This is a genomic window from Candidatus Campbellbacteria bacterium (assembly GCA_016699465.1).
Taxonomy (GTDB): Bacteria; Patescibacteriota; Minisyncoccia; order Phycocordibacterales; family EsbW-18; genus EsbW-18.
This window is the reverse complement of the sequence record CP064977.1, coordinates 571,819-594,163: the sequence shown is the minus strand read 5'-3', so window position 1 is coordinate 594,163 and position 22,345 is coordinate 571,819. Positions and strand designations below refer to the sequence as shown.

At 45.9% G+C, this 22,345-nt stretch carries 22 protein-coding genes and 4 tRNA genes; 13 read left to right on the top strand and 13 right to left on the bottom strand.

Annotated elements, in window-relative coordinates:
* Nucleotides 1–22: 22 nt before the first annotated feature.
* On the top strand, nucleotides 23–301 hold the full coding sequence (locus tag IPJ70_03320; protein QQR82283.1) for an HU family DNA-binding protein: 279 nt from the start codon (nucleotides 23–25) through the stop codon (nucleotides 299–301).
* A gap of 570 nt (nucleotides 302–871) precedes the next feature.
* Here the strand turns inward: IPJ70_03320 and IPJ70_03315 are convergent.
* From IPJ70_03315 to IPJ70_03295, 5 genes are all read right to left on the bottom strand, one after another.
* Nucleotides 872–942 (bottom strand) — tRNA-Gly (locus tag IPJ70_03315).
* A gap of 123 nt (nucleotides 943–1,065) precedes the next feature.
* A complete protein-coding gene (locus tag IPJ70_03310) occupies nucleotides 1,066–1,221 on the bottom strand; it encodes a hypothetical protein (GenBank protein QQR82282.1) in 156 nt (51 codons plus the stop codon).
* A 141-nt stretch (nucleotides 1,222–1,362) separates the two neighbouring features.
* Nucleotides 1,363–1,677, bottom strand: coding sequence for a TfoX/Sxy family protein (locus IPJ70_03305; GenBank protein ID QQR82281.1), 315 nt, complete (start codon nucleotides 1,675–1,677; stop codon nucleotides 1,363–1,365).
* Between the two features lie 123 nt (nucleotides 1,678–1,800).
* A tRNA-Pro gene (locus tag IPJ70_03300) sits at nucleotides 1,801–1,874 on the bottom strand.
* 23 nt (nucleotides 1,875–1,897) lie between these two features.
* On the bottom strand, nucleotides 1,898–2,641 hold the full coding sequence (locus IPJ70_03295; GenBank protein QQR82280.1) for a hypothetical protein: 744 nt from the start codon (nucleotides 2,639–2,641) through the stop codon (nucleotides 1,898–1,900).
* Nucleotides 2,642–2,849: 208 nt separating this feature from the next.
* Between IPJ70_03295 and IPJ70_03290 the strand changes: the two genes are divergently transcribed.
* Nucleotides 2,850–3,173, top strand: a complete 324-nt coding sequence (locus IPJ70_03290) for a hypothetical protein (GenBank protein QQR82279.1) — start codon at nucleotides 2,850–2,852, stop codon at nucleotides 3,171–3,173.
* 170 nt (nucleotides 3,174–3,343) lie between these two features.
* Here IPJ70_03290 and IPJ70_03285 read toward each other — a convergent pair whose 3' ends face one another.
* Nucleotides 3,344–3,742: a YraN family protein gene (locus tag IPJ70_03285; GenBank protein ID QQR82278.1), complete on the bottom strand. Its 399-nt coding sequence runs from the start codon at nucleotides 3,740–3,742 to the stop codon at nucleotides 3,344–3,346.
* A 399-nt stretch (nucleotides 3,743–4,141) separates the two neighbouring features.
* On the opposite strand from IPJ70_03285, the gene IPJ70_03280 reads away from it, so the two are divergent.
* From IPJ70_03280 to IPJ70_03270, 3 genes are all read left to right on the top strand, one after another.
* A tRNA-Gly gene (locus tag IPJ70_03280) sits at nucleotides 4,142–4,212 on the top strand.
* A 222-nt stretch (nucleotides 4,213–4,434) separates the two neighbouring features.
* Nucleotides 4,435–4,506 (top strand) — tRNA-Arg (locus IPJ70_03275).
* Between the two features lie 156 nt (nucleotides 4,507–4,662).
* On the top strand, nucleotides 4,663–6,126 hold the full coding sequence (locus IPJ70_03270) for an HD domain-containing protein (GenBank protein ID QQR82277.1): 1,464 nt from the start codon (nucleotides 4,663–4,665) through the stop codon (nucleotides 6,124–6,126).
* A gap of 105 nt (nucleotides 6,127–6,231) precedes the next feature.
* Here IPJ70_03270 and IPJ70_03265 read toward each other — a convergent pair whose 3' ends face one another.
* Both IPJ70_03265 and xth read right to left on the bottom strand, forming a co-directional pair.
* Nucleotides 6,232–6,429 carry a hypothetical protein gene (locus IPJ70_03265; protein QQR82276.1) on the bottom strand — a complete coding sequence of 66 codons (198 nt, stop codon included), beginning with the start codon at nucleotides 6,427–6,429 and terminating at the stop codon, nucleotides 6,232–6,234.
* Between the two features lie 1,379 nt (nucleotides 6,430–7,808).
* Entirely contained in the window at nucleotides 7,809–8,579 is a 771-nt protein-coding gene (gene xth, locus IPJ70_03260; GenBank protein QQR82275.1) for an exodeoxyribonuclease III, read from the bottom strand.
* Between the two features lie 232 nt (nucleotides 8,580–8,811).
* On the opposite strand from xth, the gene IPJ70_03255 reads away from it, so the two are divergent.
* On the top strand, nucleotides 8,812–9,069 hold the full coding sequence (locus IPJ70_03255) for a DUF378 domain-containing protein (protein QQR82921.1): 258 nt from the start codon (nucleotides 8,812–8,814) through the stop codon (nucleotides 9,067–9,069).
* Nucleotides 9,070–9,139: 70 nt separating this feature from the next.
* Here the strand turns inward: IPJ70_03255 and IPJ70_03250 are convergent, their stop codons facing one another.
* The 5 genes from IPJ70_03250 to IPJ70_03230 all read right to left on the bottom strand — a co-directional run bounded on the left by IPJ70_03250 (nucleotide 9,140) and on the right by IPJ70_03230 (nucleotide 14,176).
* Nucleotides 9,140–10,945 carry a hypothetical protein gene (locus IPJ70_03250; GenBank protein QQR82274.1) on the bottom strand — a complete coding sequence of 602 codons (1,806 nt, stop codon included), beginning with the start codon at nucleotides 10,943–10,945 and terminating at the stop codon, nucleotides 9,140–9,142.
* Nucleotides 10,846–11,172, bottom strand: coding sequence for a hypothetical protein (locus IPJ70_03245; GenBank protein QQR82273.1), 327 nt, complete (start codon nucleotides 11,170–11,172; stop codon nucleotides 10,846–10,848). The genes IPJ70_03250 and IPJ70_03245 overlap by 100 nt, the downstream gene beginning before the upstream one ends.
* Nucleotides 11,172–11,726, bottom strand: coding sequence for a hypothetical protein (locus tag IPJ70_03240; protein ID QQR82272.1), 555 nt, complete (start codon nucleotides 11,724–11,726; stop codon nucleotides 11,172–11,174). Before IPJ70_03240 ends, IPJ70_03245 begins: the two co-directional genes overlap by 1 nt.
* Before the next feature lie 142 nt (nucleotides 11,727–11,868).
* Nucleotides 11,869–13,212, bottom strand: a complete 1,344-nt coding sequence (locus IPJ70_03235) for a hypothetical protein (GenBank protein ID QQR82271.1) — start codon at nucleotides 13,210–13,212, stop codon at nucleotides 11,869–11,871.
* A 37-nt stretch (nucleotides 13,213–13,249) separates the two neighbouring features.
* Nucleotides 13,250–14,176, bottom strand: coding sequence for a tyrosine-type recombinase/integrase (locus tag IPJ70_03230; GenBank protein QQR82270.1), 927 nt, complete (start codon nucleotides 14,174–14,176; stop codon nucleotides 13,250–13,252).
* Between the two features lie 1,032 nt (nucleotides 14,177–15,208).
* Here IPJ70_03230 and rpsO point away from each other — a divergent pair.
* From rpsO to IPJ70_03195, 7 genes are all read left to right on the top strand, one after another.
* Nucleotides 15,209–15,469, top strand: coding sequence for a 30S ribosomal protein S15 (gene rpsO / locus IPJ70_03225; protein QQR82269.1), 261 nt, complete (start codon nucleotides 15,209–15,211; stop codon nucleotides 15,467–15,469).
* Between the two features lie 117 nt (nucleotides 15,470–15,586).
* Entirely contained in the window at nucleotides 15,587–16,141 is a 555-nt protein-coding gene (locus IPJ70_03220; protein QQR82268.1) for an NYN domain-containing protein, read from the top strand.
* A gap of 125 nt (nucleotides 16,142–16,266) precedes the next feature.
* Nucleotides 16,267–16,584 (top strand): hypothetical protein, encoded by a 318-nt coding sequence (locus IPJ70_03215; GenBank protein ID QQR82267.1) that lies wholly within the window; start codon nucleotides 16,267–16,269, stop codon nucleotides 16,582–16,584.
* Nucleotides 16,585–16,734: 150 nt separating this feature from the next.
* A complete protein-coding gene (locus IPJ70_03210) occupies nucleotides 16,735–17,058 on the top strand; it encodes a hypothetical protein (GenBank protein ID QQR82266.1) in 324 nt (107 codons plus the stop codon).
* 132 nt (nucleotides 17,059–17,190) lie between these two features.
* Nucleotides 17,191–18,132, top strand: a complete 942-nt coding sequence (locus tag IPJ70_03205) for a hypothetical protein (GenBank protein ID QQR82265.1) — start codon at nucleotides 17,191–17,193, stop codon at nucleotides 18,130–18,132.
* A 174-nt stretch (nucleotides 18,133–18,306) separates the two neighbouring features.
* The gene (locus IPJ70_03200; GenBank protein ID QQR82264.1) at nucleotides 18,307–18,729 is read left to right on the top strand and encodes a hypothetical protein; all 423 of its coding nucleotides are present in this window, start codon (nucleotides 18,307–18,309) and stop codon (nucleotides 18,727–18,729) included.
* A 1,192-nt stretch (nucleotides 18,730–19,921) separates the two neighbouring features.
* A complete protein-coding gene (locus tag IPJ70_03195) occupies nucleotides 19,922–22,156 on the top strand; it encodes a polyribonucleotide nucleotidyltransferase (protein QQR82263.1) in 2,235 nt (744 codons plus the stop codon).
* Nucleotides 22,157–22,345: the final 189 nt, after the last annotated feature.

The following is a 22,345-nucleotide window of genomic DNA, read 5'->3' as shown; positions in this document are numbered from 1 at the left end:
ACTAGTGGTTATAAAAAATCATATGAATAAAGCAGCACTTGTTGAGCGCATTGCAGAACGCCACGGAGTTACCAAGGCAGACGCAGAGCGCATCATGGACACAGTCATTGATTCAATTACATCAACGCTCAAAAGCGGAGGTGAAGTTGCAATCGCAGGATTGGGTGCATTCAAAGTTCGCGCACGCGCAGCACGAACAGCACGCAACCCACGCACAGGAGCGATGGTACAAGTTCCAGCAACAAAAGTACCAAAGTTCACAGCAGCAAAGGCGCTCAAAGAAGCAGTGAAGGGAAAATAAACTTCATTGTCTCACATACAAAAATACCACCGCATGGTGGTATTTTTGTTTTTAAGAAAATAAAGTGTTAGGAGAATTGATCACAAAATTTTATGGACAAGGAGAGCCGTCCTGCGATATCTAATTCGCAGGGAGAATCAGTCACGAGTTTTTCAAAGAGAATCGCCCACAAATCACTAAGTATTTTTTCGCATACGCTCAAAAATACAAAGTGTTCTCTCAGCCTTCTTCGGCACAATCTACTGATTGCCCGTCTCAATGAGTACATTGACCTACTGGGTCGGTGCTTCCTCGTCCACAGGACGCGCACCTGCGACTTTCGATTCTCTCCAACGGCAGAAATAAAAATACCCCAGCGTGATGCTGGAGTATTTTTATTTCTGTGCGGGCAGGGAGAATCGTCCCGCGATATCTAATTCGCTTCGATCATAAGATTCGCTGGACGCGACTCACAGTTGCTTCGCAACATGCTCCGTCGTTCGATTCTCCACACAAACAAAGAAATTTGTTTGCTCTACCTCGCAAAACATAAGAAAAAGCCGGACACATATCCGGCTTTTTCTTTGTTTGTGCGGGCAGGGAGAATCGAACTCCCGTCTACTGCTTGGAAGGCAGTCATTCTACCACTAAACCATGCCCGCATCTGTTAAAGCTCAAACGGGTACCCCATTAAACAATGCTATAGAAGCATAGTACCAAAAAATGCAAAAACGACAACGCCCACCATTACAAGGTAGGCGTATCGGCTCTGTATTTTATACAAATTACTCTTCGTCCGTTGTCTCATCGTCAAAAAATTCATCCACCTCTTCTTCATCTTCAATCCCTTCACCTTCGAGATCTAGACCCCTTTTAAGGTCCTTCGAGACCTCCTCCTCATCTCCATCCGTTGGAAGCACAACATCATCTAAATCTGACATATGTACGTATATTAATTAATATGATTCGCCGTATGCGAATGCGCACGAGTATAGCAACGCACCCCTACAGAGTCAACAACACCCGCACAACCATTTTATCTTTCTTTAACAACGATAAAACACACACACCACACATACTATTTACTTTTGAAAAGGAGTGATAGATTCAGATGCCCACCGCGCGAGTATTTCTTTGTCTTCAAGTACGTCTGCTGGAACTTCGTAATAATTTTTTAACACCTGGTCTTTACTCGGGCGAAAACAATCCATACCTGCGTCAATAAATTTCTGCTTGCTTTCAGCGTCCGTTTTTAAATACAAAACACCGTCATCAATAATCGCAAAAAAGTTTCCTTCAGAATATAACCCAAATGCCCCAAACATCTTCCGTTCTGTTACATCAGGGATATCAACAAGTTGATCCAATACAAAGTCTTTAAATGATTCGTCTTTCATCCCGTTAGAGATAGGAAATACTTCTTATTTCCGTAGTTATTGTACGTTCATAAAATAGAGAGACAAAAAACATCTCCTCTTATTACAGAGAGAAACAAACTGAGTAATCTCTAACAGGATTCATGGTCGGGGCGCCGAGAATCGAACTCGGTCTATCTGCTCCCAAAGCAGACGTACTACCGGTATACTACGCCCCGAAATGCCCAAACACTCTAACATTTTATTTACCGTTTTCCAATGACTTCCACACGATTTCAAAAATCTCACGCATTGTTTTAGTGATTGCGGGATTTTCAATAATAAGTCCTTGCAAATTAAGTGGATCAAAAAAGCGCACAAATGTTGGACCAATTTCAACAGCAATGTCTGATGAGTATTCTTTTTCAGACACCTCAACGAACTCTCGTCCGTATTCTGTATCCTTTTCTCTAAATGATTTCAAGGAAGAATCTTTTGGTGCAATCCCTTGCATGTGCACATTATGTTCTTTCAACGCGTCATTGTAATCGGTATATCCGCCAAATGTTTTCATGACCTCGGGGGATGTTTTTGCGTAGAATCCTTTAATAGTTTTGTTCTCAAGTGTACTCAAACCATAGCGCAGTGCTTCTTTGACACCCTCAACACCTTCAAAATACAACACCTGTGGTTTCTCTGTGCCAACTTTTTCAAGTGCTTTTATTTTTGGGAGCGCCTCTTCGACACGTTCAAGCCTTGCTCGTGCACGTTCAAGAAGATTCTCGGGTGGTACTGCACGATACAACTTCTTTGTAGTGCGAGGGACTAAAATTGCTGCACCCTTTCGGACCAACTCATCAAGAATGACATATGCCGTTGGTCGCTTGAGCCCACTAGCGACGGCAACTCCATAGGCAGACACAGCCCCTCGCTTTAGTAGGGCAAGATAGACGGATGCCTCTTTCTCGGAAAAGCCGAGTGATTCAACGAGTTCTTGAAATTCCATATAGAAACAGCATATACGAAGAAAGTATAATAGTCAATATTATTGACAACTTAAAGTGGAAATCTATATAAACCATTATTTAGGGCTATTTTATAGATATCACCACTAAACATTTTAGTCATCTTGTTTGACAATATATTCAAACTCATGTACACTGTGTCCAGAACGATGAGCAATAACGCACATCGAGATCTTTGAGGAGAAGAAAATGACCAACGAACTCGTGGTTTGGAACGATTTCGGCCAGATTGACCGCAAGTTCATTCTCGCCGAGGTTGGGTCGTCACCCCTTGTGGTGCTTCGTATCGGAGAGGGCTACCACAGAGAACTCTTCAAGAAGCTCCGCGAGGAGGTGGGTAACCAGAAAATCCAGTGTCTTGGAGGAGGTAAGATTCAAGCATTTGCCGACTTCAAGCACATTTGGATTTTCGAGGAAAGTGCGGATTTCGGGATGGAACCGCGTGAAGTGACCGAAGAAATTGTTCGACGTCACTTTCCGGATGCCACCCTCGAAATTGAGGTCAGCGCATGATCCTGACCCAGCACTTACGGAGCCCGCGGAGAGCCTGGCAACAGAATCTCCGAAGTCGTGAGCCGAAGCTCACGCACAGCCAACGGGAAACCGGGGGCTGTTTTCTTTTCTAAACCAACTCCCAAACTAATCTCTAACCTCTCACCTCTAACTTCCAACCTCTATTATTTTTAAAGGACATTCTCAATAAATAGTGTGCGCGCTGTTTTGTCCTTTAGATTGAGGCGAATAGCAACCACATCTACCTGATACCGTGTTTCACGTGAAATACGTTTCTCTGCTAAATATGTTTGAATTGTTCGAGAAAGTCGCTCAAGCTTTTCACGTGTAACGTTTTCCTCTGGCCTTTTCTGTGTTTCACGTGAAACTACACTATTCCCTGTTTCGCGTGAAACGCACTTAACTTCAACAAATCTTAAAACTTTGTCTTTGTTTGCAATAATATCTATCTCTCCACATTTCTTTAAATAGTGTCTTTCCACGATCTTAAATCCTCGTTTCACAAGAAACAGACAAGCCAATTCTTCTCCAATTTTCCCTATTTGTATGTGTTTTGGGTCATTTTTCATAAAAATACCGTTACACGTGTAACAGTTTAGTGGTTGTTTCACGTGAAACATATATATCGGACATTATCAGAGACAAAATACATAAAACGGCTTAACTAGGCTATATTATTGTCATTTTTGCCACCATTTTACATGTGTCCAATTGCCTGTCTTTTACACATATCCCCCTAATTGTCCACAGTTTTCCACATTTTACCCTTTAAAATACGCATTCATTAAAGACCATATGAAAAACTAACTGTCTTTTAATATAAAGACCTTTAACAGTGACCGACTCTCAAAAATGCATGGTCGAAGAATATACTAGTATCCTAAAATTGTTATAAACATATGGTAAATTGACGAAAAATAGATATACTGTTCTTTGTGGTGGACGTGTCCATCAAAGCATCAATAAAAGCGGGCATGGTTTAGTGGTAGAACACGTCCTTGCCAAGGACGAGACGGGAGTTCGATTCTCCCTGCCCGCACAAACTAAGAAAAAATCTGATATCTTCCGGTTTTTTCTTATGTTTTGCGAAGCAGAGCAAACAAACTACTTTGTTTGCGTGGAGAATCGAAAAGCGCAGTCATCCGCTGAAGGTGGGGACGAGCTGGAGTCGAGAGTTCTTGCGACGGAATTGTGCGAAGCACAGTGAGGAAGCTAGAAACTCGTGACCGATTCACCTGTATTATTCTTGGGCAATAGTATTGCTCCCGTGGTGAAATGGATATCACGACAGGCTTCGAACCTGTTGTTGGGGGTTCGAATCCCTCCGGGGGCACTGAAGCGAAGCGAGGTGTTCCTGAGGTCGTGCTTTAATGCACGACCGTGAGGGATTCGAACAACGAGTTGGTGCCCAGTCCGAAGCGAGCGACGACGAGCTGAGAGGCGCGGGCGAATCCTTCGAAAGTTCGGTCGAATCTCTTACAATAAAGTCATGAAAGATCTACCAAAAGAAGCGCGTGGAATTGTGGCTCTTCTCCAACATAGTGGGTATGAAGCATATCTTGTTGGTGGTTGTGTTCGAGATATGTATCTTGATCGAACACCAAAAGATTGGGATGTGACCACAAACGCAACACCTGAACAAATCCAGGCGCTTTTTCCGCACACCTTCTACGAAAACGAATATGGAACCGTTGGTGTAGTCAACGATGAAACAGAAGATGCAACACTCAAAGCAATTGAGGTCACACCGTATCGAAAGGAGAGTGGGTATAGCGACAAACGACACCCTGACGAGGTTTCTTTTGGTACATCACTTGAAGAAGACTTGGCACGACGTGATTTTACTATTAATGCGTTTGCATTTGATACAACAACCAACACACTCGTTGATTTGTACGATGGAAAAAAAGATTTAGAAGATACACTGATCCGTGCGATTGGTGACGCAGAAAAACGATTTAACGAAGATGCACTTCGCATGTTGCGTGCTGTTCGTTTTGCAACAGAACTTAGTTTTGAAATTGAAAAAAAGACATCAGATGCAATTCTCAAACATGCAGATGATCTTGCACACATCTCAGCTGAACGAATTCGTGATGAATTTACTAAAATGCTTTTGTCAGACAGTCCATTTCGAGGAATACAGCTTCTCCATGAACACAAATTGCTTTCATATGTTGTTCCAGAATTAGAAAAGGGAATTGGGGTAGGCCAGAATCAGGCCCATTCGTACACGGTTTTTGAGCACATTGGACGTACTCTGCAAGCGGCTGCTGATAAAAAGTTCTCACTTGAGCTTCGTCTCGCGGCACTCTTCCACGACATTGCAAAACCACACACAAAGGCAATGGATACAAAGAAAAACGATTGGTCATTCCATGGACACGAAGTTGTTGGCTCACGACTTGCACGCAAACGCATGCAAGAATTGCGATTTCCAACAGAGGTTGTTGATAAAGTAGTGAAACTTGTTCGGTGGCACATGTTTTTCTCAGACACAGAACAAATTACGCACTCCGCAGTGCGTCGTCTCATTCGAAATGTTGGACCAGAGAACGTTGAAGATATTTTAAACATGCGTGTGTGCGACCGAATCGGGACAGGACGACCAAAAGAACAACCGTATCGTTTGCGTAAGTATAAAGCGATGATTGATGAGGTGATGCGTGATCCTGTTTCGGTAGGAATGCTACAGATTGATGGAAAACAACTCATGGAGCTCCTTGGAGAGCGCCCTGGACCACGTATAGGATGGATTCTCCACGCACTTCTTGAAGATGTACTTGATGACCCAACACAAAATACAAAAGAGTATTTGGAAACTCGTGCACACGCGCTTGCAAAACTACCTGATACAGAACTCCGCGTGCTTGGTGAAAAGGGGAGAGATGCGCAAGAAGAAGCCGAGGAAAAAGAAGTCAAAAAAATTCGCTCAAAACACCACGTTGAATAGCGGGGAGTGCTAACTTATAGCTTCGTAGCTTTTTAGGTTGAGAGAAAAGAAAATCTGCCCGAAACCGAAGTTTCGGGCAAATGTACGTTGCTTGGTCGAGGGATTCTACTTGTATCCCCCCTGGTGCAACACCCACATGAAGAACGCAACGCCAGCCACATACCTGTAGGCATAACCCACAGCGGCCTTCCAGTTGCACTTCCCACTGAAAAATTGGGCCAGGAACGGTACGGCTATGAGAATAGCCATCGTCTGAAAACCAAGAGAGTACATCGTCTTGTCTCCTGTTGTTTTTTCGAGCATGGTTGCTCGAGAACATTCGTTAGTATTATATTACATTTTTTGTCCGTGTCAATATCGGCTAATTCGCATGAATTAGCCCTCTTCCAACTTCTTCCAAAAATTAATGAGCATAGCGAATATAATTTTTGAGAACCCCGCCATGGCGGGGTGGTGATTTTATGCATCTCGCTATCGCTTGCTAATAAAATCAACCACATGCAAAAAGCCGCCTTGGAGTCACGGAACGTAATTCGGTGAAGAATAACCTTCTGTAACAGTGCAAGACGGCCTTGGCTTCAGGACCTCTCAGTGAGAAATCCTTAGTGTGTGGATGTGGGGTAAGAAAGATCTAAACGTATAGCTTGAGGTGCGAAAGTGGTGCGCACTATTCTCGTGCTGTGTCCCGCGAGAGATTCACGCGAAACCGTTGACGATTGTTTTCCTCGATCCCTATCCAGCTGGGAAAGAACAAAGTGTCACAAACGGGCAAGGAGATTGTTGTGTGGGGTATATATTTAATTAGGCCCGTTCACTGACTTCTGGTAGTAAGTGTAAAGGACATGCTTATGGTTGTAAAGGACATGAAGTGGATAACTCTCCACTCGCCTATATTTTCAAGGGCACGCGTCCATTTCTGCTGAAATGGCGATCACACTCAAGCTCTTCGCTTTCCGTGGGTCCCTTCTTGAAAATATAGCCTCGTTCCGTATGTTTAAATATATAAAGGACATAATGTCCTTTATAAAATAAAAACCCTATCATATTCGATAGGGTACTGCTTGTCCGGCGGGCCTCTTGCGGGCGGGGTCGCGATGGCCTGCGCCATGACCGTCCTCCTTCACGTTTTCTCCGCGAGGTCATCTCGCAGAGGTAAAAGAACAGCGAACAGTGAATGAAAGCTGGACCTGTGTATCCGTTCTCGGCAAGAACCTTCGAGGTTTTGTTCCTCAATTGATTCCGCAACGGAAATCGGCCTCGCAAGGGAACTAGGGGGTTAAGCCCCCGACATCCCAGCACCCTCACTCACTGTCCGAAAAGTATTATATACAATATAAATAAAAAGTCAAGTGTTTTTGCGTTAAGTTGAGAATACAGCAAAAATATGGCCTAAAAACAACGCTTTTTTGAATACACCAAAAAATTTCTAAAAGAAAAACCCCAGAACCATGTTCCGAGGCGCGGAGTCGACCAGTTTCCTAGGACTGGAGGCTTCCGCCGTTTGGGAGCGTCCGACCGGACCGATCTCCCCACCTGAGCATCGTCTGTGTACCGGCACTTATTCGCCAGAGAATGAACGTCTCCTTGCGAATGGCTCAGGCCTAGCTCCTTTGTAACATAAACAAAAATAAAAGTCAAATGTCTCGTATTTTACTACAACAACAATGACTGCATTCTATATTCTACATTCCCAACTCTATCCCCACAGGGCAATGATCCGAACCAAATACATCAGTCAGTATCTCCGATCGCTTGATTTTAGGGAGTATATCTTGTGAAACAATGAAATAATCAAGTCGCCATCCAACATTTCTATCGCGAGCGCGAGTAACCGTATCCCAGTATGAATATGCGTTTTTCCTGTCAGGATAGAAGTGTCTAAATGTATCAACAAACCCCGCAGAAAGTACTTCATCCATCCACGCACGCTCCTCAGGCAAAAATCCAACATGTCCCTCGTTCTCTTTTGGTCGAGCGATATCAATTTCTTCATGGGCAACATTGACGTCCCCACAAAAAATCACCTTTTTGCCATCTTTTCTGAGTTTTTGAATGTGTTCTAGAAAAGCATCATAAAAATCAAGCTTGTACTGGAGCTTCTCGGGAGAACCGCCACCATTCGGAAAATAGACGTTCAAAAGTACGAAATCATCAAAAACGGCCTCAATGAGACGCCCTTGGGTGTTGAATCTTTCTGGAAGCACGTCGAAGGACACGTTTTTGGGCTCTATTTTTGTGTACAGAGCAACACCACTATATCCCTTTCGTTCTTTTGATGAGTTGAAGTAGGCGAAGTATCCGAGTGGTTTTTGAACCTCAGGAGCAAGTTGGCTTTCTTCCGCCTTTGTTTCTTGAAGACAAAAAATATCCGGTTTTTCTTGTTCAAACCAATCCCAGTAACCCTGATTGAAGAGGGCACGGAGTCCATTTACGTTCCATGAAATGATTTGCATCCCATTAGAGATAGAAAATGAGAGACATTTTCACATCTTAAGTTACAACTTTTATAAGACGACCCGCCACGACACTCCGATTAAAAGAATGTCTAACGAGACGTATCCTCTGAGTATATCATTTGTTCACTTATCAGTAATATTGCACGAGATTTTTTCTGATACAATAGAACTGCTTATAACATTATTTATATAACCTAGAGATTGGGAATCCGATCTCCAAAAAAATATGATGAAAGGAAAATGTGGTATTGCAATGGTAACGTGGATTTTGGTCATTGTTGGTGCAGTTAACTGGGGTCTCGTTGGTCTTGGTGGTTTCTTTGGAAGCAATTGGAACCTCGTAAACCTTATCTTTGGTAATTGGTCATGGCTCGAGGGTGTTGTCTACATTCTCGTCGGTGTTGCAGGTGTGATGTCAATCTTCAGCTGCAAGTGTAGCAAGTGCAACTCATGCGAAGTGAAGCAAGCACCAACACAGCAGATGTAGTAATAGAAAAAATCAGATACAAAAAGCCCCGCTCGAGAACGAGCGGGGCTTTTTATTTTTGCTTTTGTTTTTAGTTGCCAACACCACCTCCACCAATTTTGTAGAGGTATGCACCGTAACTATTTGTAACAATAACAGCGCCACTTGGAGAAATCGCAATACCACGAATAGCCGGTGGAAGAATTTGTGAACCGTCGTTCGTCGTTGCATTAGGTATTCGTTGTACAGTCATACGTGTTGTACCTTTCAAAACAGCGAGACCGCATTTTGCAGAAGATAGATTGTCTCCTGTTCCGCTAGGCGCAGGAAGTGCAGGTAATCCACAATCATTGAAAGCAACGTACTCACCGGTTAGTGCAAATGCATTCTGCCATCCTGTAGAGGTAAATGTTGTTGTCGAAGGGAGTGTTACCTTTTTTACAAACTTAAGCCCCGTACTACCAACAGTGTAGATATCTGCGTGATTTTTTCCTGTACCACCATCATTTATAAACAAGAATCCAACACGTGTACCGTTTGAAGACGGGTCAACTGCAGCAGCAACAGGGCGAATATTCGTCGTTACTTTGTTTACTAATTCCAATGTGTTATTTGCTACCTTATACAAAACCAGATCTTTATTTCCAGGAGTTGGTGTTCCGACGATATAATTTCCGACACCCGTAATTGGTTGGAACTTTCTTGAAACACGTTGGAGCACATTCCAATCCGGCAACGCATAGAGCACATTGTCCGTTCCATTTTCAATAACAACTGCATACCCAGGTATTCCCGCTATGTCACTCGTAACATCAGTGCCATTACCACTCATTCCTCGCGCATTCCACGCTTTGGAAATTAAATCGCCATTAGAAACGTGGTAGAGAAGTGGTGGACGATTATTGTATGGTCCCATTTCTTTTAGAAATTGACCATTACCAACCAATTGTACGTTTGGCGTAACGCCCCACGTGTGATCTGTGGAACCATTTTGATCCTCACCAGCATCACGACACGCATTGCGTTCGGCAATCTGCGTGCCACTCTCGCTGAAAATCCAGAGACCTTTATTATTTCCAGTAGCGCTACAAAAACTCGAGAGAACAAATTTTCCATCAACCCACCGAGCACCAACTAGTGCTACATCAGATGAACCTGTAGTAGCAGAAAATCCTGGCTGAGTAATAAGCGTCTTGCTTAACGAAACAGCGTTTGATACCTGAGGAGGCATCAGCGGTATTGGATGTCGTTGCAGTGATGTTGGTGTATTTGATGAGATTGGAGGACTTGTATATGGACCACTTAGTGATGTTTGGAGTAAACAATTAAGAAACGCACTCAATTGTGCTGGTCCTGTCGTGTTGATTGTTGCACCTGATGATGGTGGAAGGGGACAGTTACCAATTCCCATTTGTTGCAAAATACTTTTTGTTACCGTAGTGAGTTCTTTTTCGGTTGTTCCTGGAGGCAATCCATTAAAACCACTTCCCACACCCGTCGGTGGTAAAATTGAAACCGGAGGTGTAACCGTTCCACTAAGCGCGTACAACAACACATTTTTAGCATTTGCGACGGCGAGTTTTCCATCACGACCAAACGAAACACTTGAAACATTCCACAGTGTGCCTGCAGGGGCGCTTCCAATCGTTAGCTCCTTCGTACCCTTCCACACGCGAGGGCCACCTGTAGCAAATGCTAGGTAGTCACCAAAGATTGAAAAGTCAGCGCCATACACATCACTAGGTATAGTTCTCTCATCAATTTTTTGTATACCTGAAGCACTCGCTCGGTAGCGAACTATTTTTGTATCTCGTGGACCTGTTCCTGTTTTAATAGCAAACACCGATGCATCACTAGGATCTTTTTCAAAGCGGATGTGCCCCACGATGATTTCCATAATCCATTGATTGGTTCTCGGTCAATTTCAGTTACCCCACCACGACTCACGCGATATACAACGAGTTCTTTGGGATAATTTCGTGCGTTGGTTTGAATGAACATATCTTTAATACCACCAACGATCTCTCCCGTTAAATTTTTTGTCCACAGCGCACCGAACTCTGGCAGACTAAACGCAACAAGACGGTCTAGTTGTGGAAAGTACCCATCTCCACCTTTCCTCATCACCAGTATGTCATCCGAGGTAACAACAGGATCGTAGTAGCTTGCCCATGTATTCCAGTCATTTTCTGGACCTTGGGGATACATATACTCATCGCTTGATTTTGAAAAAAGAGTCGAGATACAAACGAGAGCCCGTCTGATGCAATAGTGTAGACAGCAGGAGAGCGTCGAACAAAATTGCGGCTTTGTCCTAAACGTACAATTGAACCATCTGGGCGCTCAGCAATAGCGGTCCCCAATTGACATCCTCCCGCCTCCGAACAGCCCAACCTAATAGAGCTTGTATCACTACATGTGTTTCCAATTCCTTTATATACACCATCACTTCCGAAGAGAAATGCGCCTCCTGTGTGGTCCTGTTTGCAACTTCCTGTGACTATCAAATCTCCTCCTGAAAGCCACGCTGTACCTTCAAAAGCACGGGAGCCCCAGGAAGAGTTATATCCATTTTGATCATAGGTTCGAAGTACTTTTTGAAAAATAACGTCTTCCGCACGAGCAAAGAGTGGACTTATAACACAGACAAAAAGTACGAGTATGTAATATTTTTTCATAAAAAATAAAAATGAATAATGACACACACATTGTACCCCGTGAAATATTGGTTCGCTATTCTTCTCGACCTACTTCACACAAGAACACAAAGCCCCACTCGTACTTGAGCGGGGCCTTATTAGAGATGTACTTGAATTTTATCTAGCGTTTACTTGTTGTAAATCCTTGAAGAGCACTATTGAGCATACAATTAAAAAATGCACTTGTGATGGGTGAGTTAAATTGAACATCGCCCGTAGTCATCTTTAATGTACAATTCCCATACTTCAAATCATATAATGGAGCACCTTTCCCCGAGCCACCTGGTGGAGGAATGGAAACCGGAGGTGTAACCGTTCCACTAAGCGCGTACAACAACACATTTTTAGCATTTGCGACGGCGAGTTTTCCATCACGACCAAACGAAACACTTGAAACATTCCACAGTGTGCCTGCAGGGGCGCTTCCAATCGTTAGCTCCTTCGTACCCTTCCACACGCGAGGGCCACCTGTAGCAAATGCTAGGTAGTCACCAAAGATTGAAAAGTCAGCGCCATACACATCACTAGGTATAGTTCTCTCATCAATTTTTTGTATACCTGAAGCACTCGCTCGGTAGCGAACTATTTTTGTATCTCGTGGACCTGTTCCTGTTTTAATAGCAAACACCGATGCATCACTAGGATCTTTTTTCAAAGCGGATGTGCCCCACGATGATTTCCATAATCCATTGATTGGTTCTCGGTCAATTTCAGTTACCCCACCACGACTCACGCGATATACAACGAGTTCTTTGGGATAATTTCGTGCGTTGGTTTGAATGAACATATCTTTAATACCACCAACGATCTCTCCCGTTAAATTTTTTGTCCACAGCGCACCGAACTCTGGCAGACTAAACGCAACAAGACGGTCTAGTTGTGGAAAGTACCCATCTCCACCTTTCCTCATCACCAGTATGTCATCCGAGGTAACAACAGGATCGTAGTAGCTTGCCCATGTATTCCAGTCATTTTCTGGACCTTGGGGATACATATACTCATCGCTTGATTTTGAAAAAAAGAGTCGAGATACAAACGAGAGCCCGTCTGATGCAATAGTGTAGACAGCAGGAGAGCGTCGAACAAAATTGCGGCTTTGTCCTAAACGTACAATTGAACCATCTGGGCGCTCAGCAATAGCGGTCCCCAATTGACATCCTCCCGCCTCCGAACAGCCCAACCTAATAGAGCTTGTATCACTACATGTGTTTCCAATTCCTTTATATACACCATCACTTCCGAAGAGAAATGCGCCTCCTGTGTGGTCCTGTTTGCAACTTCCTGTGACTATCAAATCTCCTCCTGAAAGCCACGCTGTACCTTCAAAAGCACGGGAGCCCCAGGAAGAGTTATATCCATTTTGATCATAGGTTCGAAGTACTTTTTGAAAAATAACGTCTTCCGCACGAGCAAAGAGTGGACTTATAACACAGACAAAAAGTACGAGTATGTAATATTTTTTCATAAAAAATAAAAGCGCCGATAACGATACGTGTATTGTACTATTGTTTTTGTTGGCCGTGGAATTTGTTGTGCACCTCTTTCAAATGTTTGTCGGTCACGTGCGTGTACACTTGCGTCGTGGTGATATTTGCATGACCGAGGAGTGCCTGCACACTTCGTAAATCAGCACCATTCTCAAGTAAATCGGTCGCAAACGAGTGGCGAATGACGTGTGGTGTTACTTTCTTACTGATACCTGATTTCACTGCATATCGTTTTACCAAACGCTCAACAGAACGAGCCGTTAACCTCAAGTCTTTTGCATTTTTTGACGCCTTTCCAAACTGGATAAAGAGTGCATCGTCCATGTCAGTTCTTTTTTCTAAATACGCATTAACCGCATCTCGTGCAGAAGGGGAAACGAAGACCACACGAACCTTTTCACCCTTTCCACGAATAGAGAATTCGCCTCGCGACAAATCAACATCGCGCGGAAGTGATACGAGCTCCGATACACGCATACCTGTTGAAAAGAGTAGCTCCAACAACGCCTTATCTCGCAGTGCTTGCACAGAGCTTCCTTTTGGGGCATCCATAATACGACCAAGCTCCACTGGTGTAATTAAATCAAGATCACGTTCGCCGACTTTTGCGAGTTCAATTGCTTCTGGTTGAAGTGTTTCCACGTTTCGTTTACGTAGAAACTTTAAAAATGCACGGAGGGCGATGAGGTAGTAGTTCTGTGTATTCTTTTTCAAGGTGTTACCTGCATCTTTTTTCTGGACACGCGATGTTTGGCGGTTCAACCACAAACGAAATTCACGAACAGATGTCTCGGTAATATCACTCGTCTTGGACACCTTCGAAAATGCAATAAATCGAGAGAGGTACCGGTCGTAGTTTTCTATTGTCTTAATAGAACGACCTCGCTCAATCTCGAGGTATTCAAGAAATTCTCTTTTTAATGTTTCAACATCTTTGATCATATAATATGAAAAATACTAATGGATGTGGACATATTTTTGTACTGTGATAGTGTGTATATGGAAAAGGGTTTGGGGAGAAGTTGCCTAAACTCGAGACCTGGGTACACCACCTGTCGCGTTCGGCCCGAGTTCTCGGTCGACACAAAACGCAAGGTGCCTAGAATCTCTCGAGTGTGAGCGTCCCGAACCCCAGTTCTTCAGACCCGTCCTCCTGTGGCGGGTCTTTTTCTATTCAAAAACTTTTGCCGTCACAATATATCTCTATGTGATATTGTGCGACACATCTGTTAAAAAAGAAATACATTGACAATGCCTTTGTACAAGCATATAAACAACGCTAGATAGTTCAACAGACAATTACGCCTCACTAACAAAAGGGGTGCGAGATGAACTGGATAATTGCGCTGTGTTGGATAGTCGGAGCATTTGGGTACATCTTTCTCGGTGGGTGTTGGGTGTGGGCACTTCGAAAGTCTGGGGGCACAACGGGATCCGGAACCCCTTGGATGTACCGGCCTCAGCCGTCTACCGCTCTTATCTGGCCACTCTCCTTCGGGTTCGCGTCTATAATTGCTCTCGCTAGAGGACTCGTTTTCGCAGTTATCTGGATTGCCAACGGGTTCAAATAAATCACTCCTCCGGCCGGTGTGCACACTGTTTTTCAACAGAGCATGCCGGCTTTTTCTTTTGGTATATAAAAACGCGGGGTCAGTGAATGATGAGTTTTTTCTGACCCCGCGAAAGGGTCCACTGTATACTAGACACGGCCCAGAAATACGGTGGATCCGAAGAACGTACCTTCAAAAACTACACAACACCAAAACAAGATAAACAATACCTTCCACACGTATCCAGACACATTTTCCCTACACACCAGCGACACACACCCTAACTTGCGATATGTCCAAAGTTTTGATATAGTATTTTCCGTTGGAGGCCCTAACCCCAACATTTTTGTATCACCGCCCCACATTCCATATACCTCATTCCACATTCTACATACCACATACTATCCACCCATATTCTATTCATATGTTATCCAAGAAAAAGAAAATCAAAGTTATCAAAGAAAGCGCTCGGCACGATGCTGACACTGGTTCTCCAGAAGTACAAATCAATTTGCTCTCAAAACGTATTGATGAACTTTCGAAGCACCTGAAAGACAACCGCAAGGACAAACACTCACGACGTGGTCTTCTCGGAATGGTGGCACAACGCCGAACACATTTGGCATACCTCAAAAAGAAAAACCCAGCAAAGTACACTGAGTTGATGAAGAAGATCAAAGAGTAATCGTACCGTAAGCTCAAAGTATAAAATCCAAAGCTCAAAAAATTTACATATATAACACATTGAGCATTACTTTTTTGGATTTTGAAATTTGAATTTTGAGCTTATTAAAATCATTTTATGACCATAATCAAACAGAAGGCACAGCGCGTTGCCGTTTTTATCGACGCGCAAAATCTCTATCACAGTGCACGACATCTCTACAACGCTCGCGTTAATTTCGCAGCAATCGTTAAAGATGCAATAGGGGAGCGACCGCTCGTTCGTGCAATCGCATACGTTATTTCAACTGAATCAGGTGAAGAAAAAACATTTTTTGAAGCTCTTACCAAGATGGGTATTGAGGTGAAGACAAAAGATTTACAAATTTTCGCAGGAGGTGCAAAAAAGGCCGACTGGGACGTTGGACTCGCCATGGACGCAGTGAAACTCGCACCAAAATTGGATGCCGTTGTCATTGTATCTGGGGACGGAGACTATGTTCCACTTGTGCAGTATCTTCAAATTAGTGAAGGGTGCCAAGTAGAAGCAATCGCATTCGGACGTTCAACATCCGCAAAACTCATCGAGGCTGCAGATCATTTCACAAACCTCGACGAAGACCCTCGTAAGTACCTCATGGGGTACCGAGGTGGACGCAACGATCGCAAACGACCTCCGCAAGAACAGAAATAACAAAAGAAGAACGCCCCGCCGACAGAACGTCGGCAGGGCTTCTTCATCTTCGTTGACAAAGCACGCATATCGGACTATTGTTTCGCCAGAATTGTTGTTCAACACAGAGACTCGAAAGGAGTCCCATGAGCGACGTACAAGAAATCCGCAAAGAAGTTGAGCCGGTTCTCCTGGCGGGAGAAACCACCTCACGATGTCTGTGGGGGATTTTCATCGTTTCGAACGGAAAGTGCGTCGGCTTCAACACAAAAGGATACACCATTCGAATTGGAGACCGCGTTGTCTCTAGAGGCATCTGGTACATCCCAAAGGGAAGTACCGGAACAGTGGTAGAGATCGAGATGAACACACTCTCTCCAGGAGACCTCATCAACGTTCTCTTCGATGGGGCAACCATACGCGCGTATGTTATTCCGGACGACATCCTTCCGAAAAGTGTCTAACCCCGCCCCGCCGACAGAACGTCGGCGGGGCTTCTTTTTTGTCGATGGATTGACTTCTTCTCACATGAAGTGCAAAATCACCGCAGATTTACGTGTTCGTTGTCGTACAAGAAACGCAGCACTGAGGCCTACGGGTCAAGGAGCGGGGCGATGTCAGAATCCGGGAATCAAATTCAACTACGAGAAGGCGAGACTCTGAAGCGCTGCATGTGGGGAGATCTCATCCTCGATAGCGCCGAGTTCTACGCCGGAATCATTCCACGAGGTAGCACGCGAGTCATTCGCGAGGGTGATCGGTTCATCACCACCGCTGAAGCTCAACTGCCCAAAGGACTCAAAGGAAAGGTCCTTGGTATCTGGAGCAACGGGAATCTCGGGAATGGGGGAAGCGAACGAATTGTGGCGGTCGAACTCGATGGGGCATCAGAAGCGATTCTGGTGAGCCCGTTCACCATCACAACAATCAACGACTGAAGCGCCCCCGCACGAGCCCCGCACTCGCGCGGGGCTTTTGTTTTGTTGAACAAAGGTGTTGCCTCGGATTGACTTCTTTGTATTTTAAGCGCAGAATCTGCGCGGATTTGGGTTGTTCGTTGTCGTACAAAAATGCAGTTCGATGGCCTACGGGCCGAGAAAGGAAGGGAAGTCGTGCAAAAGAGTCCGTTTTGGGGGATTCTCACGGGATGCCTCACAGGTGTACTGCTCGGACTGGCCTTCGTGGCCCAGTTCGGCTGGCCGTGGGCGTCGCTCGCCCTGGCCGCCATCGTCGGAGCCGTCGTGGGATGGATCGCCTACGACTGGCAGAGCGCGTGCGTCGCTTTCGTGCGCGCGGTCAAGGAGACGATGGTCGGTATGCCGGAGGAGATGCAACGGATAAAAGTCTATCTGACTCTGTCCGTGTGGATGACCCTCCTCTCTTTCTTCTTCAACCTGTACATGACAAGCGCCCTCTGGTTGTTCGACAACTTGGCCAACACATTGCCCGGAGCAATCGCGCTTGGTGCCTTTCTGGCCCCAGTATTTGGTTTTCTTCTTTCGGCTATGGAGTTGTGGCCGTTTGACGACCTTCCTACTAGGAGGTTCATAGTTGCTCTCTACAGAAAGGCCCTCCTGAAATACCTCAATCCGATTGCCGTTGCGTACTGGGGTGGCAGGGCGCTACTTTGGCTCATCAAGGCCTTGGCGAAGAGTCTCACCCACACCCTCTCGGCCTGCGCCGAAGATCTTCGGGAGCTCCTCGCACACCCCACACTGATCCTGCGTGACCTCCTACAGTTGTTCTCCGCCTTCACCCGCACCATCCTTCTCTTCGTGAAGTACACGAACGAGGAAGGACGGCGAGCGGCGGCGTTGGCAACCCTGTTCTCGCTGTCCATCGCCATGGCGGTGGGAGCTTGGCTCAACGAGAACCTCGTTGCCTACGCGCTGGTGGGCCTCGTGCTCGGCCCCGTCGTGGGGCACATCGAGCACAAGGTGTACCGGGCGCTCGAGCGGCGCGGGCGGATCGAGTGGGCGCTCGCCAAGCTCGGGACCAACAAGGCCGACTGATCAGATGTACCTCTTCCAACGCCGACCTCCCCGAGGTCGGCGCTTTGTTTTGTTGATCGGAGGCGTTGCCTCGGATTGACTTCTTTGTATTTTAAGCGCAGAATCTGCGCGGATTTGGGTTGTTCGTTGTCGTACAAAAATGCAGTGCGCAAGGCCTTCGGCCAAGGGAGAAAAATGGACTCAAACACAAGACGGTTTCGCTTCGCCGTGAAGGTGTCTGCGGGGTTCTTCCTGGTTTGCATCATGTTTATGATGTATTACTGGGTAGTGCCCAACTGGAAAACACTCGCCACGGGACCTGACCCCGCCACAACAAGAGCTGCGAAGGTCCATACGGCCGAGATGGAGCAAAAGCTCAACCACGTCATGTTTCCCGCGGTGGGAATAATCTCGAGCCCTCCCCTGATTGCCATCATCAACCCAGTAGAACCGCTAGATGATGGTACGCCCATGTTCCTCGTGAAGTACGCGGGCGCTAGCCGTGATTACCTCTCACAGAAGGATCTAGCAGAAAGTCTCGACCAAATCGCCGGACGAGATGAGCCGGAGAAGGTCGCAGAGATGTTCTATTGGTACTACTACGACCGGTGGCAGTAACCGTTTCATCCTCGCCCCCCCCGCACGAGCCTCGCGCATCGCGCGGGGCTTCCTTTTTTATTCAAACCCAGAGCAACACCTCATACAAACAAAACGAAACCCCCGTTCACACGGGGGCACCAACAACATCTTCCGGTTCCTCGGGGGTCTGGGCAGGCTCTTCGCCACCCACCGCGGAGCTGACGGCATTGCCACTTCCCCCGATGCGGCGCCACTTGCTCGGCGTCGGGTAACCGTCAAACACAGACGGAATTGACGGGGTTCCCGGCGGGGGGTTGTGACCAAAACACCCCCGCTCGCGGTGTCTCTTCCGCGCCCCTGCCGCCCAAGTGTACTCGTCGCGCTCGTCAAGCACTCGACACCTCCCTAGCGAGTAAGAAGACCAAGTCCAAGCACCACTCTACACACGCTCGCGCCAAATGACAAGTCAACAACCAAGACAACGCCTTGGTTTTGAACTAAAAACCCCGGACAACCTGGTCCGGGGCATGGGGGAACTCTGCCCCCCCCACTCTCACTTCTTGTGCAATGCCCTCGGACGACGCGCCTTGGACATCGCATATGCCCGCTTGAGGCTGGCAAAGGGTGGGAGGTGGTCGAAGAGACCCCTCACTCCGTACAACACCACGTACCGGGAGGGCTGATCGCTATTCAAATACTCCTGAACCCGCGCACTTGGCGTTTTTCCTTCTCCCATACTCTCAGCTCCTTTCACGAACCCGAAGAACCTCATTCCAAGAACCATTCTCCACACAAAACACAAAAAGACAATCAGTGACACTAACCACCAAGGCAACGCCCCCGTACGCCTCCCACTTTGCTATACTCATATCGATATGGAGAATCCTCTTTCGAACAACCCCGAGGCGACGCCGACGGCTCCAATCGAACCACAGACCGATGGCTTGAATAACCGCAGCTCTTTCACCCCCCCCCACAAGAAGCCCCGCGCTTCTGTGGGGCTTCTTGTATACAGGCTAATTCGTACGAATTAGCCACTAGCGTGTTTTGTGCTATATTTTCAGTATTACAAAGGGGTAATTGCTCGCCTTTGCATATACGGATTTGAACAGGCACCCGAGGCCTTCGGCCGAGGACACGTCAAAAGTCAGATCTGCAATGTGAAGACGAGCTCCTATAATCTGCGTTAATCTGCGTGCATTCTCATTCGCGCACATTCGCGTAACAAGGTATGAAAAGTAAAACATTCGAGACGGTTTTTGGTGAAAAAACCCTCTCCGCAGAGTTTAACGACCTCGCCATGCAGGCGAATGGTTCCGTGATTGTTCGCTATGGCAACACTGCCGTTCTTGCCACTGCGGTCATGGGTTCAAAAGAGCGTGAAGGAATAGATTATTTTCCTCTCACTGTTGATTATGAAGAAAAGTTTTATGCGGCAGGACAAATTCTTGGAGGTAAGTACATGCGCCGAGAAGGGAAGCCGTCGGACGAAGCAATCCTCTCTGGTCGCATTGTTGACCGCACCGTACGCCCACTTTTTGATCAACGCCTTCGTATTGAAGTACAAGTAGTCACTACTATTCTTTCTATTGGAGAGGACGACCCAGATGTTATTGCAACTATTGCCGCATCACTTGCACTCGGTGTGTCAGATATTCCATGGGCAGGTCCAGTTGGTGCAGTACGACTGGGGAGAACTCCTGAAGGTGCGTGGATACTCAACCCGAACTACGAGCAACGCAAAACAAACGTACTTGATTTACTTGTCTGCGGACGAGATCAGAAGGTCAACATGATTGAAACAGGAGCACACCAAGTTCCCGAGGACATCATCATCGAAGGACTCACTAAAGCAGTTGAGGAAATTACAAAATTGGAAACATTCCAAAACAACATCATCAAAGAATTAGGAAAAGAGAAAAAAGTATTCACATTTCCAACGCTCTCCGACGCAGCACTCGCATTGTTTGAAAAAGAGATTGCCCCGCAACTTGAGAGCGCTGTGTTCTGTGGCATTTCCGGAGGAGAGAAAGTGGGCGAACTCCACCACGTATGGCACGAACTCCTCAAAACAAGTGCACCAGATGAAAGTCGTGAACTTGCTGATTTATTTTTTGAAGAAAAAGTTGAAGCAGTGTTTGATGTTGGAATCCTCGCCGGCAAACGTCCCGACAACCGAGACTTTGATCAAGTGCGAGAAATCTACACGCAAGCAGGAGGCGTTGCACCAATGCTTCACGGAGCGGGTGTGTTCTACCGAGGTGAAACACACGTACTCGCAGCACTCACGCTCGGTGGTCCAGAAGCAGTTCAAGAAATGGAAGGGATGGAGGTCAAAGGAGCAAAAAGTTTTATGCTGCACTACAACTTTCCTCCATATTCAACAGGAGAAACAGGACGTATGGGTGGAACAAATCGCCGCATGATTGGACACGGGGCACTTGCAGAAAAAGCCCTTTCTGCTGTTATTCCTCCCAAAGAAACCTTCCCTTATACGATTCGTATTGTGTCAGAAGTGATGTCATCAAACGGTTCATCATCAATGGGTTCTGTGTGCGGAGGAACGCTGGCACTTCTTGATGCAGGTGTACCAATCCTCGCGCCAGTTGCTGGTATTGCAATGGGAGTTGTTCTAGAAGCTAATGAAGCTAGTCAGCTAACCAGCTTCCGCGTGCTGACCGACATTCAAGGACCAGAAGATCACTACGGCGACATGGATTTCAAAGTTGCCGGAACACGTGATGGTGTGACTGCAATGCAAATGGATGTAAAGGTTGCTGGAGTTCCACTTTCTGTTTTTCCAGAAGCATTTGAAAAAGCGAAGAAGGCGCGCCTCCACATTTTAGATAAAATCGCAGAGGCGCTTCCTGCACCACGAGCAGAAATGAATCCAAATGCACCGCGTATTCTCGTCACAAAAATTAAAAAAGAATTCATTGGTGCCGTGATTGGTGGTGGGGGAAAGACCATCAACCAAATTCGTGAACTCACCGGAACAGAAATTACGATTGAAGAAGACGGGACCGTATTCATCACGGGAAATGTTGAAGGTGCAGAAAAAACAAAGAAAATCATTGAAGGAATTGCGCGTGAATACAATGTTGGTGAAAAATTTGAAGGTGTTGTCACACGCATTGCCGACTTTGGTCTCTTTGTCCGCATGGGTGATGAAATTCCTCTTTCTGGAATGAAGGACACCGAGGGATTAGTACACATTTCTGAGATCGCACCATTTCGTCTTGCATCAATGGATGGGGTAGCAAACGTTGGAGACATGGTTCCCGTCATAATCAAAGAACTGGGTGAGGAAGGGAAGATTAAACTCTCCATTAAGGATGCAGACCCTGACTTTGCAGTTCGCAAAGGTTTGAAGGAAGGTGCAGCACCATCAGGAGACTTCCGTTCTGGTGGAGATTTCCGCCGTCCTGGTGGTTCTGGAGGATATCGAGGGGGATCTAGAAGGTAAGCACAAAATCCAAAGCTCAAAGTTCAAAAAAACTAACCACCGTAAGTTCGACCTTACGAAAACTGCTCGCACAAAAATCTGCTTCGCGGCCGATTTTTGTGCTTTGTATTCTGAACCGTTGAACCATTACGGACAAATTGACAAGTATACACATAAGACATAAGGTATTCTCAGAATATTGAACCCAAC

Coding starts and splice junctions, on each gene's coding strand:
- IPJ70_03320 (QQR82283.1), top strand. CDS start 23: ATGAATAAAGCAGCACTTGTTGAGCGCATTGCAGAACGCCACGGAGTT.
- IPJ70_03310 (QQR82282.1), bottom strand. CDS start 1,221: ATGTCAGATTTAGATGATGTTGTGCTTCCAACGGATGGAGATGAGGAG.
- IPJ70_03305 (QQR82281.1), bottom strand. CDS start 1,677: ATGAAAGACGAATCATTTAAAGACTTTGTATTGGATCAACTTGTTGAT.
- IPJ70_03295 (QQR82280.1), bottom strand. CDS start 2,641: ATGGAATTTCAAGAACTCGTTGAATCACTCGGCTTTTCCGAGAAAGAG.
- IPJ70_03290 (QQR82279.1), top strand. CDS start 2,850: ATGACCAACGAACTCGTGGTTTGGAACGATTTCGGCCAGATTGACCGC.
- IPJ70_03285 (QQR82278.1), bottom strand. CDS start 3,742: ATGAAAAATGACCCAAAACACATACAAATAGGGAAAATTGGAGAAGAA.
- IPJ70_03270 (QQR82277.1), top strand. CDS start 4,663: ATGAAAGATCTACCAAAAGAAGCGCGTGGAATTGTGGCTCTTCTCCAA.
- IPJ70_03265 (QQR82276.1), bottom strand. CDS start 6,429: ATGCTCGAAAAAACAACAGGAGACAAGACGATGTACTCTCTTGGTTTT.
- xth (QQR82275.1), bottom strand. CDS start 8,579: ATGCAAATCATTTCATGGAACGTAAATGGACTCCGTGCCCTCTTCAAT.
- IPJ70_03255 (QQR82921.1), top strand. CDS start 8,812: ATGAAAGGAAAATGTGGTATTGCAATGGTAACGTGGATTTTGGTCATT.
- IPJ70_03250 (QQR82274.1), bottom strand. CDS start 10,945: ATGGAAATCATCGTGGGGCACATCCGCTTTGAAAAAGATCCTAGTGAT.
- IPJ70_03245 (QQR82273.1), bottom strand. CDS start 11,172: ATGAGGAAAGGTGGAGATGGGTACTTTCCACAACTAGACCGTCTTGTT.
- IPJ70_03240 (QQR82272.1), bottom strand. CDS start 11,726: ATGAAAAAATATTACATACTCGTACTTTTTGTCTGTGTTATAAGTCCA.
- IPJ70_03235 (QQR82271.1), bottom strand. CDS start 13,212: ATGAAAAAATATTACATACTCGTACTTTTTGTCTGTGTTATAAGTCCA.
- IPJ70_03230 (QQR82270.1), bottom strand. CDS start 14,176: ATGATCAAAGATGTTGAAACATTAAAAAGAGAATTTCTTGAATACCTC.
- rpsO (QQR82269.1), top strand. CDS start 15,209: ATGTTATCCAAGAAAAAGAAAATCAAAGTTATCAAAGAAAGCGCTCGG.
- IPJ70_03220 (QQR82268.1), top strand. CDS start 15,587: ATGACCATAATCAAACAGAAGGCACAGCGCGTTGCCGTTTTTATCGAC.
- IPJ70_03215 (QQR82267.1), top strand. CDS start 16,267: ATGAGCGACGTACAAGAAATCCGCAAAGAAGTTGAGCCGGTTCTCCTG.
- IPJ70_03210 (QQR82266.1), top strand. CDS start 16,735: ATGTCAGAATCCGGGAATCAAATTCAACTACGAGAAGGCGAGACTCTG.
- IPJ70_03205 (QQR82265.1), top strand. CDS start 17,191: ATGCAGTTCGATGGCCTACGGGCCGAGAAAGGAAGGGAAGTCGTGCAA.
- IPJ70_03200 (QQR82264.1), top strand. CDS start 18,307: ATGGACTCAAACACAAGACGGTTTCGCTTCGCCGTGAAGGTGTCTGCG.
- IPJ70_03195 (QQR82263.1), top strand. CDS start 19,922: ATGAAAAGTAAAACATTCGAGACGGTTTTTGGTGAAAAAACCCTCTCC.